Origin of the sequence: Pseudomonas moorei (genome assembly GCF_042846945.1) — a bacterium.
Classification (GTDB): domain Bacteria; phylum Pseudomonadota; class Gammaproteobacteria; order Pseudomonadales; family Pseudomonadaceae; genus Aquipseudomonas; species Aquipseudomonas moorei.
In genome coordinates, this window is record NZ_AP035776.1 from 2,428,251 (window position 1) to 2,448,077 (window position 19,827).

Consider the following 19,827-nt stretch of genomic DNA (forward strand, 5'->3'; position numbering starts at 1 on the left):
GCAGCAGACCCGATCTGTTCGATGTCATTCATCTGACACACTGCGTCTTCTGGTTTGGGAGCGCTGCGCGCTCCAGCGGGAGCAAGCTCCCTCGCCACAGGTTATCTGTGCATTGAAGATGAAGTACCCTGTGCGCAAATTGACAGGTACCCTCATGCTCTTCCTCATCGCCTACATCAGCAGCGTCGTGCTGATCAACTACGCTTTTTCCACCGCGCCGCACCTGGACATCATCTGGTCAGCCTGGGGTGGTCTGGTGTTCATCCTGCGCGACATGGTGCAAACCCGCTTCGGTCATGGGGCCATCGCAGCCATGCTGGCGGCGCTGGTGCTGTCCTATATCACCTCCGATCCGTCCATTGCCCTGGCCAGCGCCACGGCGTTCGCGGTCTCCGAATGCATTGACTGGCTGGTGTTCAGCCTCACCAAGCGTCCGCTGCACGATCGCCTGTGGATAAGTTCGGCCCTGAGTATTCCCCTTGATACCTTCATTTTCTTCGGCATGATCGGCGCGCTGACCCCAGCCGTGATCCTCACCGCCCTGGGCTCGAAGTTCGCCGGTGTGACTGCCGTATGGCTGATCATGGCCTGGCGCTTGCGCAAACAGGCCGTCGTCAGCTGAAGCCAAACCCTGTGGTTCATGTAAAATGCCGCGCTTTCTCCCCATGGATCGTGCGTATTTCGCCGTATCCTCGATGATCCGCTCCTTTGAGGACCTGAGATGACCCGTATCGGAACTCCATTGTCGCCGACTGCGACCCGCGTATTGATGTGTGGCTGTGGCGAGTTGGGCAAGGAAGTGGTGATCGAGCTGCAACGCCTGGGCGTTGAAGTGATTGCCGTGGATCGTTATGCCAATGCACCGGCCATGCAGGTTGCCCACCGCAGCCACGTGATCAACATGCTCGATGGCGCCGCCCTGCGTGCGGTGATCGAAGCCGAGAAGCCGCACTTCATCGTGCCGGAAATCGAAGCCATTGCCACCGCGACCCTGGTGGAGCTGGAGTCCGAAGGCTTCACTGTGATCCCGACCGCGCGCGCCGCCCAGTTGACCATGAACCGTGAAGGCATCCGTCGCCTGGCCGCCGAAGAGCTGGACCTGCCGACCTCGCCCTACCACTTCGCCGACACCTTCGAGGACTACAGCAAGGCGGTCGAGGACCTCGGTTTTCCGTGCGTGGTGAAGCCGGTCATGAGTTCGTCGGGCAAAGGCCAGAGCCTGCTGCGCAGTGTCGATGACGTCAAGAAAGCCTGGGATTACGCCCAGGAAGGCGGCCGCGCCGGTAAAGGCCGGGTGATCATCGAAGGCTTCATCGATTTCGACTACGAAATCACCCTGCTGACCGTGCGTCATGTCGGCGGCACCACGTTCTGTGCGCCGGTCGGCCATCGTCAGGAGAAGGGCGACTACCAGGAATCCTGGCAGCCTCAAGCCATGAGCCCGATTGCCCTGGCAGAATCGGAGCGCGTGGCCAAAGCCGTGACCGAAGCCCTGGGTGGCCGTGGTCTGTTTGGCGTGGAGCTGTTCATCAAGGGCGATCAGGTGTGGTTCAGCGAAGTGTCGCCGCGCCCGCACGACACCGGTCTGGTTACGCTGATTTCCCAGGATCTGTCGCAATTCGCCCTGCACGCCCGGGCGATCCTGGGCCTGCCGATTCCATTGATCCGTCAGTTCGGGCCTTCGGCTTCGGCAGTGATTCTGGTGGAAGGGCAGTCGACCCAGACCGCTTTCGCCAACCTGGGCGCCGCATTGAGCGAGCCGGATACTGCGTTGCGTCTGTTCGGCAAGCCTGAAGTCAACGGCCAGCGCCGCATGGGTGTGGCATTGGCTCGCGATGAATCGATCGAAGCCGCTCGCGCCAAAGCGACCCGTGCGTCGCAGGCGGTGGTCGTCGAGCTGTAAGCGCTTCTCAGGCAGGTCCGCAACCCTTGTGGGAGCGGGCTTGCCCGCGATTGCGGTGGATCAGTCGATATCAATGTTTGATGTGCTGACGCCATCGCGGGCAAGCCCGCTCCCACAGGTTCGATGCCAGGTATCAGGCCCGGGTCGGCCTATAATTTCGGGATGCCCAAGACCCTTCTTCAAAAAGCATCAGGCCTGTACCCCATGAATTCCCAAAGCATCATCGTCCCGAAAATCTCCACCTTGCCGGTACACGAACCCCGGGCCCGGGCGATCGTGCGTTGGCTGGTGCGCAAGAACATCGTCAAGGAAGAGCTGACCACCTGCGGTCGCACCGGCAATCGCATGGCCCACGCCATCGCCGAGGGCGCCCGTGATGTGGTCCTGCACCCCGAAGCCCTGCCGTTTGGCGAACAGATCAACGGTCTGGAGATCGTCACCAAGCGCTGCATCTATACGCCGGCCAAGGGATTTCTTGGCGAGGCCGGTTGTGCCGAGTGTCGCAGGGAAATAGGTGAAGCCTTGTTCGAGAGCCTGGAAGACTGGATGCCGGGGCGTACCGACAACTTCACATGTCCGGAATGCGGACATGAAGACGACATCAACGGCTTTCTGTTCCTGCAGGAATGCGGCTTTTCCAACCTGGGCTTCATCTTCAACAACTGGGCCGAGGCCGGATTCAAGCAGAGCTTTCTGGACGATTTTGCCGATTGGCTCGATCAGCCGGTCAGTTGGGTCAAAGTCGAACTCTGAATAACGGTAGGAGCGAGCTTGCTCGCGAAAAACCTGAAGGCGACGTTGGTTTGCAGAAAGAAGCATGCGTCATCGTTCACGACCATCGCGAGCAGGCTTGCTCCTACAAAAAAACAGCAATCCGTACCGCTGTGATCCCCGTATATCAGTAATGCCAATAATAGACAGAGTTTTACATTGAACCCGAGGGGGTGTCTGACTATAATGGCGCGCTTCCATTTTCCCGCTCGGGAGCCCCCGCGATGCTGCGTATCAGCCAAGAAGCTCTGACATTCGACGACATTCTCCTAGTGCCTGGTTATTCCGAGGTGCTTCCTAACGAAGTCAGTCTCAAGACCCGCCTTACCCGTGGCATCGAGCTGAATATCCCACTGGTTTCCGCTGCCATGGACACCGTCACTGAAGCCCGTCTGGCAATTGCCATGGCTCAGGAAGGTGGTATCGGCATCATCCACAAGAACATGACCATCGAGCAGCAAGCTGCCGAAGTGCGCAAGGTCAAGCGTTACGAAGCCGGTGTGGTCAAGGACCCGATCACCATCGACGCCGACGCTACCGTGCGCGAGCTGTTCGAATTGACCCGCATGAACAACATCTCCGGCGTTCCGGTGCTGCACAATGGCGACCTGGTCGGCATTGTCACCTCCCGTGACGTACGTTTCGAGAACCGTCTGGAAGCCACCGTCCGTGATGTGATGACGCCTAAAGAGCGTCTGGTCACGGTCAAGGAAGGCGCCGACAAGAACGACGTCCGCGAGCTGCTGCACAAGCACCGCATCGAACGCGTTCTGATCGTCGACGACAAATTCGCCCTCAAAGGCATGATGACCGTCAACGACATCGAAAAAGCCAAGGCTTACCCACTGGCCAGCAAGGACGATCAAGGTCGTCTGCGCGTTGGCGCCGCCGTCGGCACCGGTAAAGACACCGGTGATCGCGTCGCGGCCCTGGTCAGCGCCGGTGTTGACGTGGTGGTGGTCGACACTGCCCACGGTCACTCCAAAGGCGTGATCGACCGCGTTCGCTGGGTCAAGCAGAACTTCCCTGAAGTGCAGGTCATCGGCGGCAACATCGCTACCGGCGCTGCTGCCAAGGCCCTGGCCGAGGCCGGCGCTGACGCGGTCAAGGTCGGTATCGGTCCTGGCTCGATCTGCACCACCCGTATCGTCGCCGGTGTCGGCGTCCCGCAAATCAGTGCCATCGCCAACGTTGCCGCTGCCCTTGAAGGCACTGGCGTTCCGTTGATCGCCGACGGCGGCATCCGTTTCTCCGGTGACCTGTCCAAGGCCATCGTGGCCGGTGCCTCCTGCGTGATGATGGGTTCGATGTTCGCCGGTACTGAAGAAGCGCCGGGCGAGATCGAACTGTTCCAGGGTCGTTCGTACAAGGCTTATCGCGGCATGGGTTCGCTGGGCGCCATGTCCCAGGCTCAAGGCTCCTCCGACCGTTATTTCCAGGACTCCTCGGCAGGCGCCGAGAAGCTGGTTCCGGAAGGCATCGAAGGGCGTGTTCCTTACAAGGGCACCCTGAGCGCCATCATCCATCAACTGATGGGCGGCCTGCGTTCTTCCATGGGCTACACCGGTAGCGCCAACATCGAAGAAATGCGCACCCGGCCTGAGTTCGTGCGGATCACCGGCGCTGGCATGGCCGAGTCCCACGTTCACGACGTGCAGATCACCAAAGAAGCGCCAAACTACCGCGTAGGTTGAGCCTTCTAGCAAAAAGTTAACGACCGGGGCTGTTTTATTCAGCCCCGAGTTGTTTCTGAATCACGACTGTTTCTGAATGACTTAGACGAGACTGAATCATGGCCCTCGATATTCACGCTCACCGCATCCTGATCCTCGACTTCGGTTCCCAGTACACCCAGCTGATCGCCCGTCGCGTTCGCGAAATCGGTGTGTACTGCGAACTGCATCCGTTCGACATGGACGAGGAAGCGATTCGCGAATTCGCTCCGAAAGGCGTCATCCTCGCCGGTGGCCCCGAGTCCGTGCACGAAGCCAACAGCCCTCGCTGCCCGCAAGCTGTCTTTGATCTGGGCGTGCCGGTTTTCGGCATCTGCTACGGCATGCAGACCATGGCCGAGCAACTGGGCGGCAAGGTAGAAGGTTCCGAGCTGCGTGAGTTCGGTTATGCCCGCGTAGACGTGGTCGGCAAGAGCCGCCTGCTCGACGGCATCGAAGACCACATCGACGCCGACGGCCTGTTCGGCCTCGACGTGTGGATGAGCCACGGTGACAAGGTCACCAGGATGCCGGAAGACTTCCACATCCTGGCCAGCACTCCGAGCTGCCCGATTGCCGGCATGTTCAACGACGAGCGTGCCTACTACGGCGTGCAGTTCCACCCGGAAGTGACCCACACCAAGCAGGGCGGTCGCATCCTGTCGCGCTTCATCCTCGACATCTGCGGCTGCGAAGCCCTGTGGACCCCGTCGAAAATCGCTGAAGACGCCATCGCCCAGGTGCGTGCCCAGGTCGGCACCGACAACGTGCTGCTCGGCCTGTCCGGCGGTGTGGATTCGTCGGTGGTTGCCGCGCTGCTGCACAAGGCCATTGGCGATCAGCTGACCTGCGTGTTCGTCGACAATGGTCTGCTGCGTCTGCACGAAGGCGAGCAAGTGATGGCCATGTTCGCCGAGAACATGGGCGTCAAGGTGATCCGCGCCAACGCCGAGGAGCAGTTCCTCAACAACCTGGCCGGCGAGTCCGACCCGGAGAAGAAGCGCAAGATCATCGGCCGCACCTTCATCGACGTGTTCGATGCCGAATCCTGCAAGCTGGACAACATCAAGTACCTGGCCCAGGGCACCATCTACCCGGACGTGATCGAATCGGCTGGCGCCAAGAGCGGCAAGGCTCACGTGATCAAGTCGCACCACAACGTGGGTGGCCTGCCGGAAGAAATGAACCTCAAGCTGGTTGAACCCCTGCGCGAGCTGTTCAAGGACGAAGTCCGTCGTCTGGGCCTGGAGCTGGGCCTGCCGTACGACATGGTCTACCGTCACCCGTTCCCGGGACCGGGCCTGGGCGTGCGGATCCTCGGTGAAGTGAAGAAGGAATACGCCGACCTGCTGCGTCGCGCCGACCACATCTTCATCGAAGAATTGCGCAAGGCCGACTGGTACCACAAGGTCAGCCAGGCATTCGTGGTGTTCCAGCCGGTGAAATCGGTTGGCGTGGTGGGTGATGGCCGTCGTTACGCCTGGGTCGTGGCCCTGCGTGCCGTGGAAACCATCGACTTCATGACCGCGCGTTGGGCACATCTGCCTTACGAACTGCTGGAAACCGTCAGCGGCCGCATCATCAATGAGATCGAAGGCATCTCCCGCGTCACCTACGACGTGTCGAGCAAGCCGCCAGCGACCATTGAGTGGGAATGATCGAGTTTGAGCCGGTAAACCCAGGCTCAAAACGAGAGTGACAAAAGGGAAGCCCCCGATCGCGAGATCGGGGGCTTCTTGCATTTCAGTGGCAGAGTCCTCCAGCGAAGCAGCCGAGGGGTTACAACGGCGACCGGCCTTCAAGGTGCATGCCCATGCGGCTGAGGCCCCAGGACAGCTCTGTGATGTTGGCGTAGGGCACCTGATGCACTTCGGTCCATGCGGGGCGATTGATCAGGTAGTTGCCATCAACCGTGCGCTCGACCAGCGTTCGGACCACCTGGCGGTCTCTGCTGCGATGAATCAGTGTCCAGTTACCGTTCGACTTCTCAAACGTGAACATGCCTTGCCTGAACAGCATCCGGCTCAGTTCCTCTGGCGTCCTTTCGAGCAACGGCAGTGGCATCTGCAGGCTCAAGTCGGCGTGCAGGGTGTCAAAGTTTCCCTCCGTGGATTCGGGTTGAGTGGCAAAGCCACGACCCACCTCGATGCCTCGATCCTGTTCAATCAGCAGGCTTTCTTCCGGCAACACCTCTTCGATGCGCAATCCGATACCGCCCTGCATTTCGCTGATGCCAGGCATACCGCGAAAGGTGTTGATGTTTTCCTGATCCGTCAGCACCACCCATTTGCTCGCTCCGTTGAGCGCTTTGTCGGTCTGCATCAGGGTGTGGGTGAGGTAGGTCTTGATGGCTTGCTCATGCATGTCGGGAAGCGGTGCGCCGGGGTAGCGGTAACTGGCCAGACAGTCGGTTGCCTGAATTCGAATACCGTTTTGTTGAGCCGCCTTGACCACTTCGAGTGGGGTGAAGCGTCCGGAGGGATCGCTTTGCAGCTTTTGCAAATACGCTTCCAGATCGCTTGGCATTGACCCGGTCTTGAAGAATTGATCGAGTTCCGCTTGGTTGAAATCGTTGAGCAGGCGATGGAAATAGATCGTCTTGACGTCCTGTCGGGCCAGGACCGGCATGTTCTCGATCAGAAACCGCATGCTGGCGATGCGGTCCTGGCTTTCGCCGATGACCAGACCGGGGGCCGCTTCAAAGACCTTCGTAATCAATTGTTCGGCAGTGGTGGCTGGCGTCACGGCAGGCAGCTCAGGGCGCGGCGGTAGCGAAGCGGCGAAACCGTCGTGAGCGAAGAACAGACGCGCGTCCTGTGAAAGCTTGGCGCGAGGGGCTGCGATGTACTCCTCGTAGGTGCTCAGTCCGCGAAAACTTCCATCTGGCTGACGGACGACTTTGATATGGGTTTCAGTTTCACCCAGCGCCAGTTGCCTGAAACGGTACCGGTTAACGTTATCGTATTGCGTGGAGGGGCTGCGCAGGATGGGCTGTGCCGGCTCTTGGACAGAAGCAGACTCCGGTGCAGGCGCAGGCGATTGCGACGATCCCGGATGCCGGTTGCCGCCGCCCTTGAGTCCGGATCGAGGTGCCAGCTCCCACTCGCCCTGGGCATTGAGACGCACAGGCAGCGATCCTGAAAACGCGTGCGGATTTTCCGGATCAATGATGGCCCAGGTCCCGCTGCCGTTGGGGTCGGCTTCATAGCGCACGTAGTAGGCGGTGTCATCCAGCATGATGGCGGTGGAAGGGTTGGAATCGAGTTGATAAATGCCCTGGTATTGCCCGGACTCACTCATCGGTGTTCGACCTTCGAGCAGTTCATTGGCTTGCCAGTGCTTGGGAATTTCCATGGGCTGCAACGTTTCAGACAAGGAAGAGTCCAGTTCAACGGGCGGTTCGGTGGGCAAGCCCACGGGCTTCAAGTCCTCGGCAACCAATGCCTCTTTGAGCTCATCGAGGTTGCCCGGAGCGATTTCCTCCAGTGATCCCGGCCCTTTGAGGAGCAGGAGGTTGAACAGCAAATCGATGCTGCCCAGCACGGCGCCAAGAATGCCGGCCTTGCGCTCCACGGCGGTTTTTCCGTTAACCGCCTGGTCGATGTTCAACCCCATGCTGGCGATACTGGCGCCGACCAGCGGCAGGGCAACCGGCCAACCGACCACCGCCATGGGGCCGAATACTTTCAAGCCGGCGCTGAGGTAACCGATCCACAGTTTCTTGCGCAGATCGCCATTGGACGTCAGGGAGAGTTCAGCTTCGGCGAACATGGCGTTCTTGCTCGAATGGCACAGCCAACTGAAGGCATCGCCGCTGACGCTGCGATTTTCTTTGTTGATCAGATGATGGTCGTATTGGCCCCAGGTGCTGACCAGCCTGTTCATGATATCGGTGATGTGCTCGGCGATGGTCTGGCGATCGGCCAGGGCAAAGTGGGTCATGAACGTCTGGCGCGCGGCTTCCTCGTTCATTTCCTGCAGTATCCAGTAATGCATGTCCGTCGCGGTTTCCAGCACCTTGAAGGCGACGGCTTCACCGGGCAGGTAGACAATCTGGCGGCCGCTGGGCGAGACAAAACGAAGGATGTTGGTGGCGACGTGACCGTCGACGTCCAGGGTCCTGACATTGTCGGCACAAGGATGCCGTGCCTGCAGCTGCGTCAGATCCACCGGCCAGGTGATCGGCCCCATTACGGCATGGGTGACGAATTGAAAGTCTTCGTCGCTCAGCTGGCGCGCGTCCCTGGCCTTCACGGCCTGGATCAGGAAATTGCATTTGGCCAGGGTGCGGAAGTCATCGGCGCAAGTGTTCCAGAAGGTGAACAGGCGCTCGCGGTACATCGAACTGAAATCGAGGCTCCAGAATGCCTTGAGCACTTCGTTGCCATGCAGGCGCACTTCGTTGGTTTCATTGTAGGTCCCGGCGTTAGCGCCGGCCGTATAGAAGCCCGCATAGACGTCCAGCAGGTCGGCGTTGTCCTGGTCGCTGGTGCGAAAGCGGTGGATGACCAACTGCGTCAGGGTCATGGAGGACGTCGGCGTGGCGTGGACGTGCTCCCAGCCGGTAAAGGCCTTCGAACTGCTTTGGGAGGCGTCGAAACGGTGGAAGTAGACCTGATCCGGATCGAGACCGGTGATGCCGGACTTTTTCAGCAGGGCACTGGCCACTTCGTGGGCCGTGTCCTGCAGGCCGGGGCAGGTCCGGACGATCCGGGTGGCGATGGCCTTGAGCGCCGCTTTATCGGCGGCATTGGGCAGCGGGCGTGTTTCGTTGAGGTTCATGCACTCTCTTTCCTTGAGAAGACGGGAGCGCAGGATGCCCCGTTCACCCAAGGCATGTGCACTACATGGTTATGCCCTCGGCGGATGTGCGGCCACACGTCACCCTTACTGTTTCGCAATTGCAGGTGTATCGTATTCGCCTTTTGCGGGCCCAGGGCCCGAAGCTGATACGTGAGGTAGTTGAGTACATGTCCTTTACCCGTCGACAAATACTCGGTGGTCTGGCCGGTCTTGTAGTGGTTGGCGTGGGGGCGGGTGGCGCGTCGCGCTACTGGCTGGGCAAGAGGGCCGACGCCGAGGCGGGCCACGACTACGAGCTGATCGCCGCACCGCTGGACGTCGAGCTGGTGCCGGGACACACAACCCAAGCCTGGGCGTTCGGCCCGTCGGCGCCGGGCACCGAGCTGCGGGTACGTCAGGGCGAATGGCTGCGGGTGCGCTTCATCAACCACCTGCCGGTCGCCACCACCATTCACTGGCATGGCATCCGCCTGCCGCTGGAAATGGACGGCGTGCCCTACGTTTCGCAACTGCCGGTGCTGCCGGGCGAATACTTCGACTACAAATTCCGCGTGCCGGACGCCGGCAGCTACTGGTATCACCCCCATGTGAACAGCAGCGAAGAGCTCGGCCGTGGCCTGGTTGGCCCGCTGATCATCGAAGAGCGCGAGCCGACCGGTTTCAAGTATGAAAAAACCTTGAGCCTCAAGAGCTGGCACGTCGATGAAGAGGGTGCTTTCGTCGCGTTCAGCGTTCCTCGCGAGGCGGCCCGTGGCGGCACGGCGGGGCGTCTTTCGACCATCAACGGTGTCCCGCAAGCGGTGATCGATTTGCCCGCCGGCCAGATCACCCGCGTGCGCCTGCTCAACCTCGACAACACCCTGACCTATCGTCTGAACATCCCCGGTGTCGAAGCGCAGATCTATGCGCTGGATGGCAACCCGGTCGAGCCGCGCCCGCTCGGCAAGGAATACTGGCTCGGCCCCGGCATGCGCATTTGCCTGGCGATCAAGGCGCCACCGGTCGGCGAAGAGTTGTCGCTGCGCAACGGCCCTGTACGGTTGGCGACGTTGCGCTCTGTGGCCAATACCGATGCGCCGACCGAATGGCCACCCGCGCTGCCCGCCAACCCGGTGGCCGAACCGGATCTGGCCAATGCCGAGAAACTCAACTTCAATTTCGAGTGGGTGGGCTCGGTGTCGGTAAACGTCGATAATGGCAAGCCGCCGAGCCTGTGGCAGATCAACGGCAAGGCCTGGGACATCACCGACAAGACCTGCGCCGACCGGCCGATTGCCAGGCTCGAGAAGGGCAAGAGTTACATCTTCGAATTGAAAAACATGACTCAATACCAGCACCCGATCCACCTGCACGGCATGAGCTTCAAAGTCATCGCCTCGAACCGGCACAACGTCATTCCGTACTTCACCGACACCTACCTGTTGGGCAAGAACGAGCGCGCGCAAGTGGCACTGGTGGCGGATAACCCGGGCGTGTGGATGTTCCATTGCCATGTGATCGACCACATGGAAACCGGCCTGATGGCCGCGATCGAGGTGGCCTGATGCGTCAGATACGTCCCGCCGCCATCATCGACCGTAGCCGTGACCGCGATTTCATGCGTGAAGCCCTGGCCCTGGCCGCCCAGGGCGCCGCATTGGGCGAAGTGCCCGTGGGCGCGGTGCTGGTGCAGGACGGCGAAATCATCGGGCGCGGCTTCAACTGCCCGATCAGCGGCAACGACCCGAGCGCCCACGCCGAGATGGTCGCCATCCGCGCCGCCGCCCAGGCCGTGAGCAACTATCGCCTGCCGGGCAGCACGCTGTACGTGACCCTGGAACCGTGCAGCATGTGCGCCGGGCTGATCGTGCACTCGCGGATTGCGCGGGTGGTGTATGGCGCGCTGGAGCCCAAAGCCGGAATCGTGCAGAGCCAGGGACAGTTCTTCACCCAGGGCTTCTTGAATCACCGGGTGTTGTATGAGGGTGGGGTGTTGGCCGAGGAGTGTGGTGCGGTGTTGAGCGAGTTTTTCAAGGCGCGGCGCGCCAAACCTGCTGAATAAAGGACAACATCAAACCCTGTGGGAGCTGGCTTGCCAGCGATGGCGTCGGCACATCAAACATTGATGTCGACTGATCTACCGCTATCGCTGGCAAGCCAGCTCCCACAGGTTTTTGCTGCGTTTTTGAGATCGGCTTATTTCTTCGCGACAATCACAGCCCGCATCGGCGCCGGCAGCCCTTCGATGGTCTTGCTGTGATCGTGCGGATCGAGGAAATCACTGAGCGACTGATACTTCATCCACTCCGTGCCGCGCTGTTCCTCGACCGTGGTCACGCTCACGTCCACGCACTTCACATCGCTGAACCCGGCGCGGCGCAGCCACAATTCCAGCGCCGGCACCGAGGGCAGGAACCACACGTTGCGCATCTGCGCATAACGGTCTTCCGGCACCAGCACCTGGTGTTTGTCGCCTTCGACCACCAGGGTTTCCAGCACCAGTTCGCCGCCCTTGACCAGGCAATCCTTCAGCGCCAGCAAATGCTCGATCGGTGAGCGGCGGTGGTAGAACACGCCCATGGAAAACACCGTGTCGAAGCCTTCCAGGTTCGGCGGCAGGTCTTCGAAGGGGAAGGGCAGGTGCCAGGCATTCGGCTCGGACAGGTAACGCTGCACGGCCTGGAACTGGCAGAAGAACAACCAGTTCGGATCGACACCGATCACGCTGTCCGCGCCGGCGCCGAGCATGCGCCACATGTAATAGCCGTTGCCGCAGCCGACATCGAGGATGCGTTTGCCCTTGAGGTCCAGGTGCGGGGCCACCCGCGACCATTTCCAGTCCGAGCGCCATTCGGTGTCGACGTGCACGCCAAACAGGTCGAACGGCCCTTTGCGCCAGGGTGACAGGCCCATCAACGCCGTGCGCATCTGTGCGCGGGTGGCATCGTCGCAATCGGTGTCCAGTGTCAAACCGTTGAGCAAATCGACTTCGCTCGGCTGCAGTTTCGGCAGGGCGTCCAGCGCACTTTGCCAGCGCTCCAGGTCGCCGTGACCCTTTTCCATTTTCTTGTCGAGTTGCGCTTGCAGGGTGTTGGCCCAGTCGGCCAGCGGTGTGCCCGCCAGACGGCGGGCGAGAGGGGACAGATCAATCATGGCAAGGCAATCAACGAGGCAAAGTTAAGACACTGGAACCACGGCACGACTTTCGAGAACCCGGCGGCCAGCAGGCGTTCGCGGTGTTCTTCGAGGCTGTCGGGCTTCATGACATTTTCGATGGCACTGCGCTTCTGGGCGATTTCCAGTTCGCTGTAGCCGTTGGCGCGTTTGAACGCGATGTGCAGATCGGTGAGCAACGCGTGCTCTTCGGGATCGTTGAAGCGCAGTTTTTCCGAGAGGATCAGCGCACCGCCGGGCAGCAGCGACTGACGGATGCGCGACAGCAGTGCCGTGCGGTGCTCCGGAGCGATGAATTGCAGGGTGAAGTTCAGCGCCACCACCGAGGCAGGCTGGAAGTCGAGGGCGAGGATGTCGCCTTCGATCACTTCTACCGGCAGCAACTCCTGGAACATCGAGTCCTGGCCGTTGAGGTACTCGCGGCAGCGCTCGACCATGGCCGCCGAGTTATCCACAGCGATCACCCGGCAACCGTCGGTACGCACGTGGCGACGCAGGGTCTGGGTCACGGCACCCAACGACGAACCCAGGTCATAGAGCACACTGTTGGGCTGGGCGAACTGCGCGGCGAGCACACCAAGGTTTTCCACGATGGTCGGATAACCTGGCACCGAGCGCTTGATCATGTCCGGGAACACCCGCACCACGTCCTCGTTGAAGGCGAAGTCAGGTACCTGGGCCAAAGGCTGGGCGAAAAGGCGATCGGGTTCTTTGCTCACGGCGGTTCCAGCGGCGTAGGTGGAAAAGGCCGGCATTTTAGCCAAGTTGGCGCGGGGATGCGCGGGTTGTCTGATAAAGCGGCGGGGCAAGTCCGGATTCTTCGTCGTCAGTGAGATCGCTATCGCGAGCAGGCTCGCTCCCACAGGGGATTTCGCCGGATATGAATCTTGTATTCACAGCTGATCAATTGTGGGAGCGAGCCTGCTCGCGATGGGGTCAACGCGGTTTCTGAGTGAACGCCGAAGCGGTGATCCCCCATTGCCCCAGCCAGTAGCTGAGAATAATCACGTACGGTGCCGCCTCGAACGGCACCACAAAGCGACTGATGCCAATCACGCTGTCGGAAAACACAAACGCCACGGCGCCGCCCGCTGCGAGCAACGCCGAGCGCTTGGGCACGTCGGTGCCGAGTCGGGCCAGTGCGCGCCAGAGCATGGCGCTGATGGCCAGGCCATAGACGATCACCGGGATCAGCAACGGCCCAAGTCCATGAGAAATCAGAATCCCCAGCAGCACGGCGCCGACACCCAAGGCCAGGATCAGCGGCAATACGGCCAGGCGCCGACAATCGCTCAAATACGCTTTCAAGTAAGCCAGATGCGCGACCAGGAACGCCCCAAGGCCGAACACGAACAAATCCCCCGGCCACGCCAGCAGCACATCGCCGAGCAGGGAGAAGATCAAGCCGAGGCTGATCCAGCGCCGATATTCGCTCGGTGGCGCGTCGTGCAACCAGCCGAGCAGCGCCAGGACCGGCAGCGGCTTGACCAGCAGGCACAGCAGCGCGGCGTGCACGCTCAGGCCGTAGAGGAACGTCACTGCGCCCATGAGCGCCAGAATCAGCCAGCCCACGGTCAGTTAACCGAGATGCTGCAGTCGAAAGAGTCCACCGGCAGCACTTCCGGTGCCCAAGGCTGTTGTGAAGTCAGGCGCAAACGCCCGGTCCCGGTGGCGAAGGCCTGAAAGCGCCAGGTGGAAACCCCGGCCGCGCCGACCACCCCGGCATCTTCCGGGTTGGTATAGACCTCGGGGCTGAGCGCACGCAACACGCCGCCGGCCGAATCCTGAATGGCCCAGCGGTAACCCGTGGTCGGATTGCTCGGCAGGGTCAGGATCAGGTTTTGCCCGTTGGCGAGTTTCACCGGGCATTCGCTTTGTTTTTCCACGGTCACATTCTGCTTCGGTTGCGTGGCACAGGCGGCCAACAGCGCGAGGGCGAGGGGGACAAACAGGCGGGTGGGGGACATAAGGTCAATGGCTCCGGCGTTCACGACGAACGGCGAGCATAACTGAGATGAGACAGGGTGTGACAGCGGGGCAGAATAGTGTTGTCTGGGCTGACATCATCGCGAGCAGGCTCGCTCCCACAGGTTTTTTGCTGCGAACACAAATTGTGTGAACACCAACAACCACTGTGGGAGCGAGCCTGCTCGCGATAGCGGTAATGCAGTCGCTAGAGAACGGTCAGAACAACACTTTCGCCACATCCGCAAACCGCTTGGCGAAGTGCACGGTAATGCCTTCCTTCAGGTACTCCGGCAGCTCCTCGAAATTACCCCGGTTGGCCTCTGGCAGAATCAACTCGAAGATCTTCTGCCGCCGCGCCGCGATGACCTTTTCGCGTACCCCGCCAATCGGCAGCACGTGCCCGGTCAATGTCAGCTCACCGGTCATTGCCACGCCTTTTTTCGGCGGCTGGTTGCGCGCCAGCGACAGCAGGGCGCTGGCCATGGTCACGCCGGCGCTCGGGCCGTCTTTCGGGGTGGCGCCTTCCGGTACGTGCAGGTGCACGAAGGCCTCGTCGAAAAACTTCGGATCACCGCCAAACGACTTCAGATTGGAACTGACGTAGCTGTAGGCGATTTCCGCGGACTCTTTCATCACATCCCCCAGTTGCCCGGTGAGTTTGAACCCACGGTTCAAGGTATGGATGCGCGTCGCTTCGATCGGCAGGGTGGCGCCGCCCATGCTGGTCCAGGCCAGCCCGGTAATCACGCCAGTGCCCGACAGCACTTGCTCGTTGCGGAACACCGGTTTGCCGAGCGAGCTTTCGAGGTCTTTGGGGCCAAGCTTGATCACCGCATTCGGGTCGTCGAGCAGCTTGATCACCGCTTTGCGCACTAGTTTGCCGAGGTTTTTTTCCAGCTGGCGGACACCGGCTTCGCGAGCATAACCGTCGATCAATGCCTTGAGCGCGCTGTCGCTGATGCTCAGGCTGCCCTTGGATACACCGGCCTTCTCAAGCTGTTTGGGCCACAGGTGACGCTTGGCGATGGCGACTTTTTCTTCGGTGATATAGCCCGACAGGCGAATCACTTCCATCCGGTCAAGCAACGGCCCGGGGATCGAATCCAGGGTGTTGGCGGTGCAGATGAACAGCACCTTCGACAGGTCCATACGCAAATCGAGGTAGTGATCGAGGAATTCGACGTTCTGCTCCGGATCGAGGGTTTCCAGCAGCGCCGAGGCCGGGTCGCCCTGGTAGCTCTGGCCCATCTTGTCGATCTCGTCGAGCATGATCACCGGGTTCATCACTTCGACGTCTTTCAACGCCTGCACCAGTTTGCCCGGCTGCGCACCGATGTACGTGCGGCGATGGCCCTTGATCTCGGCTTCGTCGCGCATGCCGCCGAGGCTGAAGCGGTAGAACGGCCGGCCGAGGGATTCGGCGATGGATTTGCCGACGCTGGTCTTGCCCACGCCCGGCGGCCCGACCAGCAGCACGATCGAGCCGCTGATCTCGCCTTTATAGGCACCGACTGCGAGGAATTCGAGGATGCGGTCCTTGATGTCCTCGAGGCCGGCATGGTGCTTGTCCAGCACCTTGCGCGCGTACTTGAGGTCGAGTTTGTCCTCGCCGTACACGCCCCACGGCACCGAGGTCGCCCAGTCGATGTAATTGCGGGTGACGGCATACTCCGGCGAGCCGGTCTCGAGGATCGACAGCTTGTTCATTTCCTCTTCGAGGCGCTTCTGCACCTGCACCGGCAGGACTTTACCCACCAGGCGCTGTTCGAACTGTTCGAGGTCAGCGCTGCGGTCATCCTTGGTCAGCCCCAGTTCCTGCTGGATGACCTTGAGCTGTTCCTTGAGGAAGAACTCACGCTGATGTTCGCCGATCTTGCGATTAACTTCGGCGGAAATTTCCTTTTGCAGGCGCGCAACCTCGACTTCCTTGCGCAGCATCGGCAGGACTTTTTCCATGCGCTTGAGCATCGGTACGCAATCGAGCACTTCCTGCAGTTCGCTGCCGGTGGCCGAGGTCAGGGCGGCGGCGAAATCGGTCAAAGGCGATGGATCGTTGGGGCTGAAGCGGTTGAGGTAATTCTTCAGTTCTTCGCTGTACAGCGGGTTGAGCGGCAGCAGCTCCTTGATCGCATTGATCAGCGCCATGCCGTAGGCCTTGACCTCGTCGGTCGGCTCGGTGGGCTGGTGCGGGTATTCGACTTCCACCAGGTACGGTGGGCGATGGTGTTTGAGCCAGGTCTTCAGACGCACGCGGGTCAGGCCCTGGGCGACGAACTGCAGCTTGCCGTTTTCGCGGCTGGCGTGATGCACCTTGACCAGGGTGCCGTAGAGCGGCAGGGCCGAGGTGTCGAAATGGCGCGGGTCTTCCTGGGGCGTGTCCATGTAGAACAGGGCCAGGGAGTGGTGATCGGATTTGGCGACCAGGTCGAGGGTTTCGGCCCAGGGTTCTTCATTGACGATCACCGGCAGCACTTGGGCCGGGAAGAACGGTCGGTTGTGGATCGGGATGATGTAGACCTTGTCCGGCAGGTTCTGGCCAGGCAGGGCGAGGCCTTTACCAGTGGAGTGATGGGTCGCGTTTTCCGGGTCGGCGTATTCGCTCGGGTCTTCGGGGAATTCTTGCTGGTCGCTCATTTGGGCACCTGCGCAATGGGTATGGGTCTTAGATGGGGCAGGTTGGCGGTGGTTTCAATGATGCCTGGGCATTAACCGGTCATTCCAAGGTGTATTCAGCAGGGATTCAGGTTAGCTGAACCACGGCTTTGCGCGGTCAATTGTGGGAGCGAGCCTGCTCGCGATGGAGTGTCAGTTGACACCAACGTAGCTGACACACCATCGCGAGCAAGCTCGCTCCTACAGGGGACATGTGGAGCTTTGAAATCTGCGGCCACAAAAAAAGGCGACGTCCTCACGGGCGTCGCCTTTCGTTTTACTGCCGCTAAATCTTATTCCGGCAATTTATACGCAATCACATAGTCGCCCATCTTGGTCCCCAGCGAACCATGACCGCCGACCACGAGCAGCACGTATTGTTTGCCGTCCTTGCCGGTGTAGGTCATCGGTGTCGCCTGGCCGCCGGCCGGCAGGCGCGACTTCCAGAGTTCCTTGCCGGTGTTGACGTCATAGGCGCGCAGGAACTGGTCCAGGGTGCCGCTGAGGAAGCCGACGCCGCCGGCGGTGACCATCGAGCCGCCCATGCTTGGCACGCCCAGGGGCAGGCCGATCGGCAGCGGCGAGCTGTCGCGGCTGGTGCCGTTCTTGCGTTTCCACACGATTTTGCTGGTGGTCAGGTCGATACCGGCCACGTAACCCCAGGACGGCGCCTGGCACGGCACGCCGAACGGCGACATGAACGGGTGCATGATCACCGCGTACGGGGCGCCGGTGTTCGGCTGCACGCCAGCGGTTTCGCTCTCGCGCTTGCTGCCGGCCGCGACTTGGGCGCGTGGCACCATCTTCGAGACGAAGGCCATGTAGTTCGGGCTGGTGAACAACATCTGGCGAACCGGGTCGACCGACACGCCGCCCCAGTTGAACACGCCGACGTTACCCGGATAGATCAGGCTGCCCTGTTCCGACGGCGGAGTGTACTGGCCTTCGTAACGCAGTTGCTTGAACTGGATGCGGCACAGCATCTGGTCGAACGGACTGGCACCCCACATGGCTTTTTCGGTCAGTTCCGGGGCCAGCAGGTTCAGTTCCGAACGGGCCTGGGTCGGTGCGGTGTGGTCACCCTTCACGGCGCCTTGCGGGACCGGGATTTCGTGGATCGGAATGATCGGCGTGCCGTCCCGACGGTCAAGGACATACAGGCTGCCTTGCTTGGTCGGCGCGATCAGCGCAGGTTTCACGCCGTCAGCGGTCTTCATGTCCAGCAGGGTTGGCTGGCTGCCGACGTCCATGTCCCACAGGTCATGGTGGGTGAACTGGTAGTTCCAGCGCACCTTGCCGGTGGCCAGATCCAGAGCGACCAGGCCGGCGCTGAATTTTTCGGCGCCAGGGGTGCGGTCCGCGCCCCACTGGTCGGGCGTCTGATTGCCCAGCGGCAGGTAAACCATGCCGAGTTTTTCGTCGACGCTGGCCAGCGACCACATGTTCGCCGAGTTGCGGCTGTAGATCTGACCCGGTGCCAAAGGCTCGGTGGCGTCCGGGTTGTTGCTGTCCCAGTTCCACACCAGGTGACCGTCGCGCACATCAAAGGCGCGGATCACGCCGGACGGCTCGTTGGTCGACTCGTTGTCGGTGACGTGGCCACCCATGATCACCAGGTCACGGGTGATCGCGGCCGGCGAGGTGGAGTAGTAGCCACCCGGTGTGAACGGGCCAATGCCCTGGGTCAGGTCCACTACGCCCTTATTGCCGAAGCCTTCGCAGACCTTGCCGGTGTCGGCATTCAGTGCGATCAGGCGAGCGTCGGCGGTTGGCAGGTACAGACGACGCGGGCAAGCCTGGGCCACCGCTTTGCCGGCCTCGGAGATGACGGCCGATGCGGCGTTTTCCGACTTGGCGTAGGCCGCTTCGTCGTAGTACGACACGCCACGGCAGGTCATGTGGGCGAAACCCTTGAAGCCCACCGGGCTCTTGATCTGCGGGTCGAAGCGCCAGATTTCCTTGCCGGTGTCCGGGGCCAGCGCCAGTACCTTGCTGTGGGCGGTGCAGGCATAGAGCATGCCGTTGGCTTTGAGCGGCGTGTTCTCGTTGGTCAGTTCCACCGGGTCATCGGCGGTCGGCAGGTCGCCGGTGCGGATACGCCAGGCTTCCTGCAACTTGCCGACGTTACCGGGGGTGATTTGCTTGAGCGGCGAGTAGCGATCACCGAATTCGGTGCGGCCATAGGCTTGCCAGTCGCCCTCGGGCATGGCTGGCGCCGTGCTGGTCATGTCAGCGCTGTCGCGGCCCAGCTCGCCGAAGACTTCACCGGGGTGGGTGAACTGGCTGGCAAGGGCGGTCGCACCGGCCAGCACCACGGCCACGCTCAACGCACCGGTGCCCAGTGTCGCGGGGCCGTCACGCAGCAATGGACGACGGAACCACGGCAACAACATCACCACGCCCAGGGCGAACCACAGTGCCAGACGCGGCACCAGTTGCCACCAGTCGAGGCCCACTTCCCACAAGGCCCACACCGTGCTGGCGAACAGCACCAGCGCGTACAGGCCCAGTGCCGCGCGACGGGCGGCGATCAGCAGCACGCCGGTCAGCGCGATGCCGATACCGGCCAGCAGGTAGTACAGCGAGCCGCCGAGCATGCTCAGCTTGATTCCCCCGGCCAGCATGGCCAGACCCATTAGCAGAAGCAGTATGCCGAGCAGGGTCGGCCATATCCGGCTTCGACCCAAGGCACCATCAGTGCTCATAGTGTGATTCTCCGTGACGTTTCAAATAGTCCCGCGTCAGTTCACTGTAGATGACGATCCCGCGCGGGCATGGTTCAGATAAAAACGGTGATCCCTGTAGGCGCGAGCCTGCTCGCGATGGACCCGAGAACTACCCGGGGGTGTCAGGCAACCAACGTTA

At 61.3% G+C, this 19,827-nt stretch carries 14 protein-coding genes; 7 read left to right on the forward strand and 7 right to left on the reverse strand.

Features of this window, described 5'->3' with window-relative positions:
- Positions 1–154: 154 nt before the first annotated feature.
- The 5 genes from ACGJAX_RS11250 (at position 155) to guaA (ending at position 6,044) form a co-directional block, all read left to right on the forward strand.
- On the forward strand, positions 155–622 hold the full coding sequence (locus ACGJAX_RS11250) for a preQ0 transporter (protein WP_390958915.1): 468 nt from the start codon (positions 155–157) through the stop codon (positions 620–622).
- A 99-nt stretch (positions 623–721) separates the two neighbouring features.
- Entirely contained in the window at positions 722–1,903 is a 1,182-nt protein-coding gene (gene purT / locus ACGJAX_RS11255; protein ID WP_103405827.1) for a formate-dependent phosphoribosylglycinamide formyltransferase, read from the forward strand.
- Positions 1,904–2,107: 204 nt separating this feature from the next.
- A complete protein-coding gene (locus ACGJAX_RS11260) occupies positions 2,108–2,656 on the forward strand; it encodes a sugar ABC transporter ATPase (RefSeq protein ID WP_390958917.1) in 549 nt (182 codons plus the stop codon).
- A gap of 242 nt (positions 2,657–2,898) precedes the next feature.
- Complete coding sequence (guaB, locus tag ACGJAX_RS11265; protein ID WP_090316613.1) at positions 2,899–4,368, forward strand: IMP dehydrogenase; 1,470 nt, start codon at positions 2,899–2,901, stop codon at positions 4,366–4,368.
- 98 nt (positions 4,369–4,466) lie between these two features.
- Positions 4,467–6,044: a glutamine-hydrolyzing GMP synthase gene (gene guaA, locus ACGJAX_RS11270; RefSeq protein ID WP_090316616.1), complete on the forward strand. Its 1,578-nt coding sequence runs from the start codon at positions 4,467–4,469 to the stop codon at positions 6,042–6,044.
- A gap of 121 nt (positions 6,045–6,165) precedes the next feature.
- On the opposite strand, the gene ACGJAX_RS11275 is transcribed toward guaA, so the two are convergent.
- Positions 6,166–9,168 (reverse strand): dermonecrotic toxin domain-containing protein, encoded by a 3,003-nt coding sequence (locus ACGJAX_RS11275; RefSeq protein WP_390958919.1) that lies wholly within the window; start codon positions 9,166–9,168, stop codon positions 6,166–6,168.
- A gap of 188 nt (positions 9,169–9,356) precedes the next feature.
- On the opposite strand from ACGJAX_RS11275, the gene ACGJAX_RS11280 reads away from it, so the two are divergent.
- Both ACGJAX_RS11280 and tadA read left to right on the forward strand, forming a co-directional pair.
- Positions 9,357–10,733, forward strand: a complete 1,377-nt coding sequence (locus tag ACGJAX_RS11280; RefSeq protein ID WP_390958921.1) for a multicopper oxidase domain-containing protein — start codon at positions 9,357–9,359, stop codon at positions 10,731–10,733.
- A complete protein-coding gene (gene tadA, locus ACGJAX_RS11285; protein WP_103405798.1) occupies positions 10,733–11,230 on the forward strand; it encodes a tRNA adenosine(34) deaminase TadA in 498 nt (165 codons plus the stop codon). Before ACGJAX_RS11280 ends, tadA begins: the two co-directional genes overlap by 1 nt.
- 134 nt (positions 11,231–11,364) lie before the next feature.
- Here tadA and cmoB read toward each other — a convergent pair whose 3' ends face one another.
- From cmoB to ACGJAX_RS11315, 6 genes are all read right to left on the reverse strand, one after another.
- Entirely contained in the window at positions 11,365–12,321 is a 957-nt protein-coding gene (cmoB, locus tag ACGJAX_RS11290; RefSeq protein WP_390958923.1) for a tRNA 5-methoxyuridine(34)/uridine 5-oxyacetic acid(34) synthase CmoB, read from the reverse strand.
- Complete coding sequence (gene cmoA / locus ACGJAX_RS11295; RefSeq protein WP_390958925.1) at positions 12,318–13,097, reverse strand: carboxy-S-adenosyl-L-methionine synthase CmoA; 780 nt, start codon at positions 13,095–13,097, stop codon at positions 12,318–12,320. The genes cmoB and cmoA overlap by 4 nt, the downstream gene beginning before the upstream one ends.
- 181 nt (positions 13,098–13,278) lie before the next feature.
- Positions 13,279–13,914, reverse strand: coding sequence for a lysoplasmalogenase family protein (locus ACGJAX_RS11300; RefSeq protein ID WP_390958927.1), 636 nt, complete (start codon positions 13,912–13,914; stop codon positions 13,279–13,281).
- A 2-nt stretch (positions 13,915–13,916) separates the two neighbouring features.
- Entirely contained in the window at positions 13,917–14,309 is a 393-nt protein-coding gene (locus ACGJAX_RS11305; protein ID WP_090316632.1) for a protease inhibitor I42 family protein, read from the reverse strand.
- Between the two features lie 217 nt (positions 14,310–14,526).
- Entirely contained in the window at positions 14,527–16,944 is a 2,418-nt protein-coding gene (gene lon, locus ACGJAX_RS11310) for an endopeptidase La (RefSeq protein ID WP_090316635.1), read from the reverse strand.
- Between the two features lie 311 nt (positions 16,945–17,255).
- Positions 17,256–19,667, reverse strand: a complete 2,412-nt coding sequence (locus tag ACGJAX_RS11315; protein ID WP_390958930.1) for a membrane-bound PQQ-dependent dehydrogenase, glucose/quinate/shikimate family — start codon at positions 19,665–19,667, stop codon at positions 17,256–17,258.
- Positions 19,668–19,827 lie beyond the last annotated feature (160 nt).

Bases quoted from the DNA above. Each gene is read 5' to 3' on its own strand.
- ACGJAX_RS11250 (WP_390958915.1), top strand. From the start codon at position 155: ATGCTCTTCCTCATCGCCTACATCAGCAGCGTCGTGCTGATCAACTAC.
- purT (WP_103405827.1), top strand. From the start codon at position 722: ATGACCCGTATCGGAACTCCATTGTCGCCGACTGCGACCCGCGTATTG.
- ACGJAX_RS11260 (WP_390958917.1), top strand. From the start codon at position 2,108: ATGAATTCCCAAAGCATCATCGTCCCGAAAATCTCCACCTTGCCGGTA.
- guaB (WP_090316613.1), top strand. From the start codon at position 2,899: ATGCTGCGTATCAGCCAAGAAGCTCTGACATTCGACGACATTCTCCTA.
- guaA (WP_090316616.1), top strand. From the start codon at position 4,467: ATGGCCCTCGATATTCACGCTCACCGCATCCTGATCCTCGACTTCGGT.
- ACGJAX_RS11275 (WP_390958919.1), bottom strand. From the start codon at position 9,168: ATGAACCTCAACGAAACACGCCCGCTGCCCAATGCCGCCGATAAAGCG.
- ACGJAX_RS11280 (WP_390958921.1), top strand. From the start codon at position 9,357: ATGTCCTTTACCCGTCGACAAATACTCGGTGGTCTGGCCGGTCTTGTA.
- tadA (WP_103405798.1), top strand. From the start codon at position 10,733: ATGCGTCAGATACGTCCCGCCGCCATCATCGACCGTAGCCGTGACCGC.
- cmoB (WP_390958923.1), bottom strand. From the start codon at position 12,321: ATGATTGATCTGTCCCCTCTCGCCCGCCGTCTGGCGGGCACACCGCTG.
- cmoA (WP_390958925.1), bottom strand. From the start codon at position 13,097: ATGCCGGCCTTTTCCACCTACGCCGCTGGAACCGCCGTGAGCAAAGAA.
- ACGJAX_RS11305 (WP_090316632.1), bottom strand. From the start codon at position 14,309: ATGTCCCCCACCCGCCTGTTTGTCCCCCTCGCCCTCGCGCTGTTGGCC.
- lon (WP_090316635.1), bottom strand. From the start codon at position 16,944: ATGAGCGACCAGCAAGAATTCCCCGAAGACCCGAGCGAATACGCCGAC.
- ACGJAX_RS11315 (WP_390958930.1), bottom strand. From the start codon at position 19,667: ATGAGCACTGATGGTGCCTTGGGTCGAAGCCGGATATGGCCGACCCTG.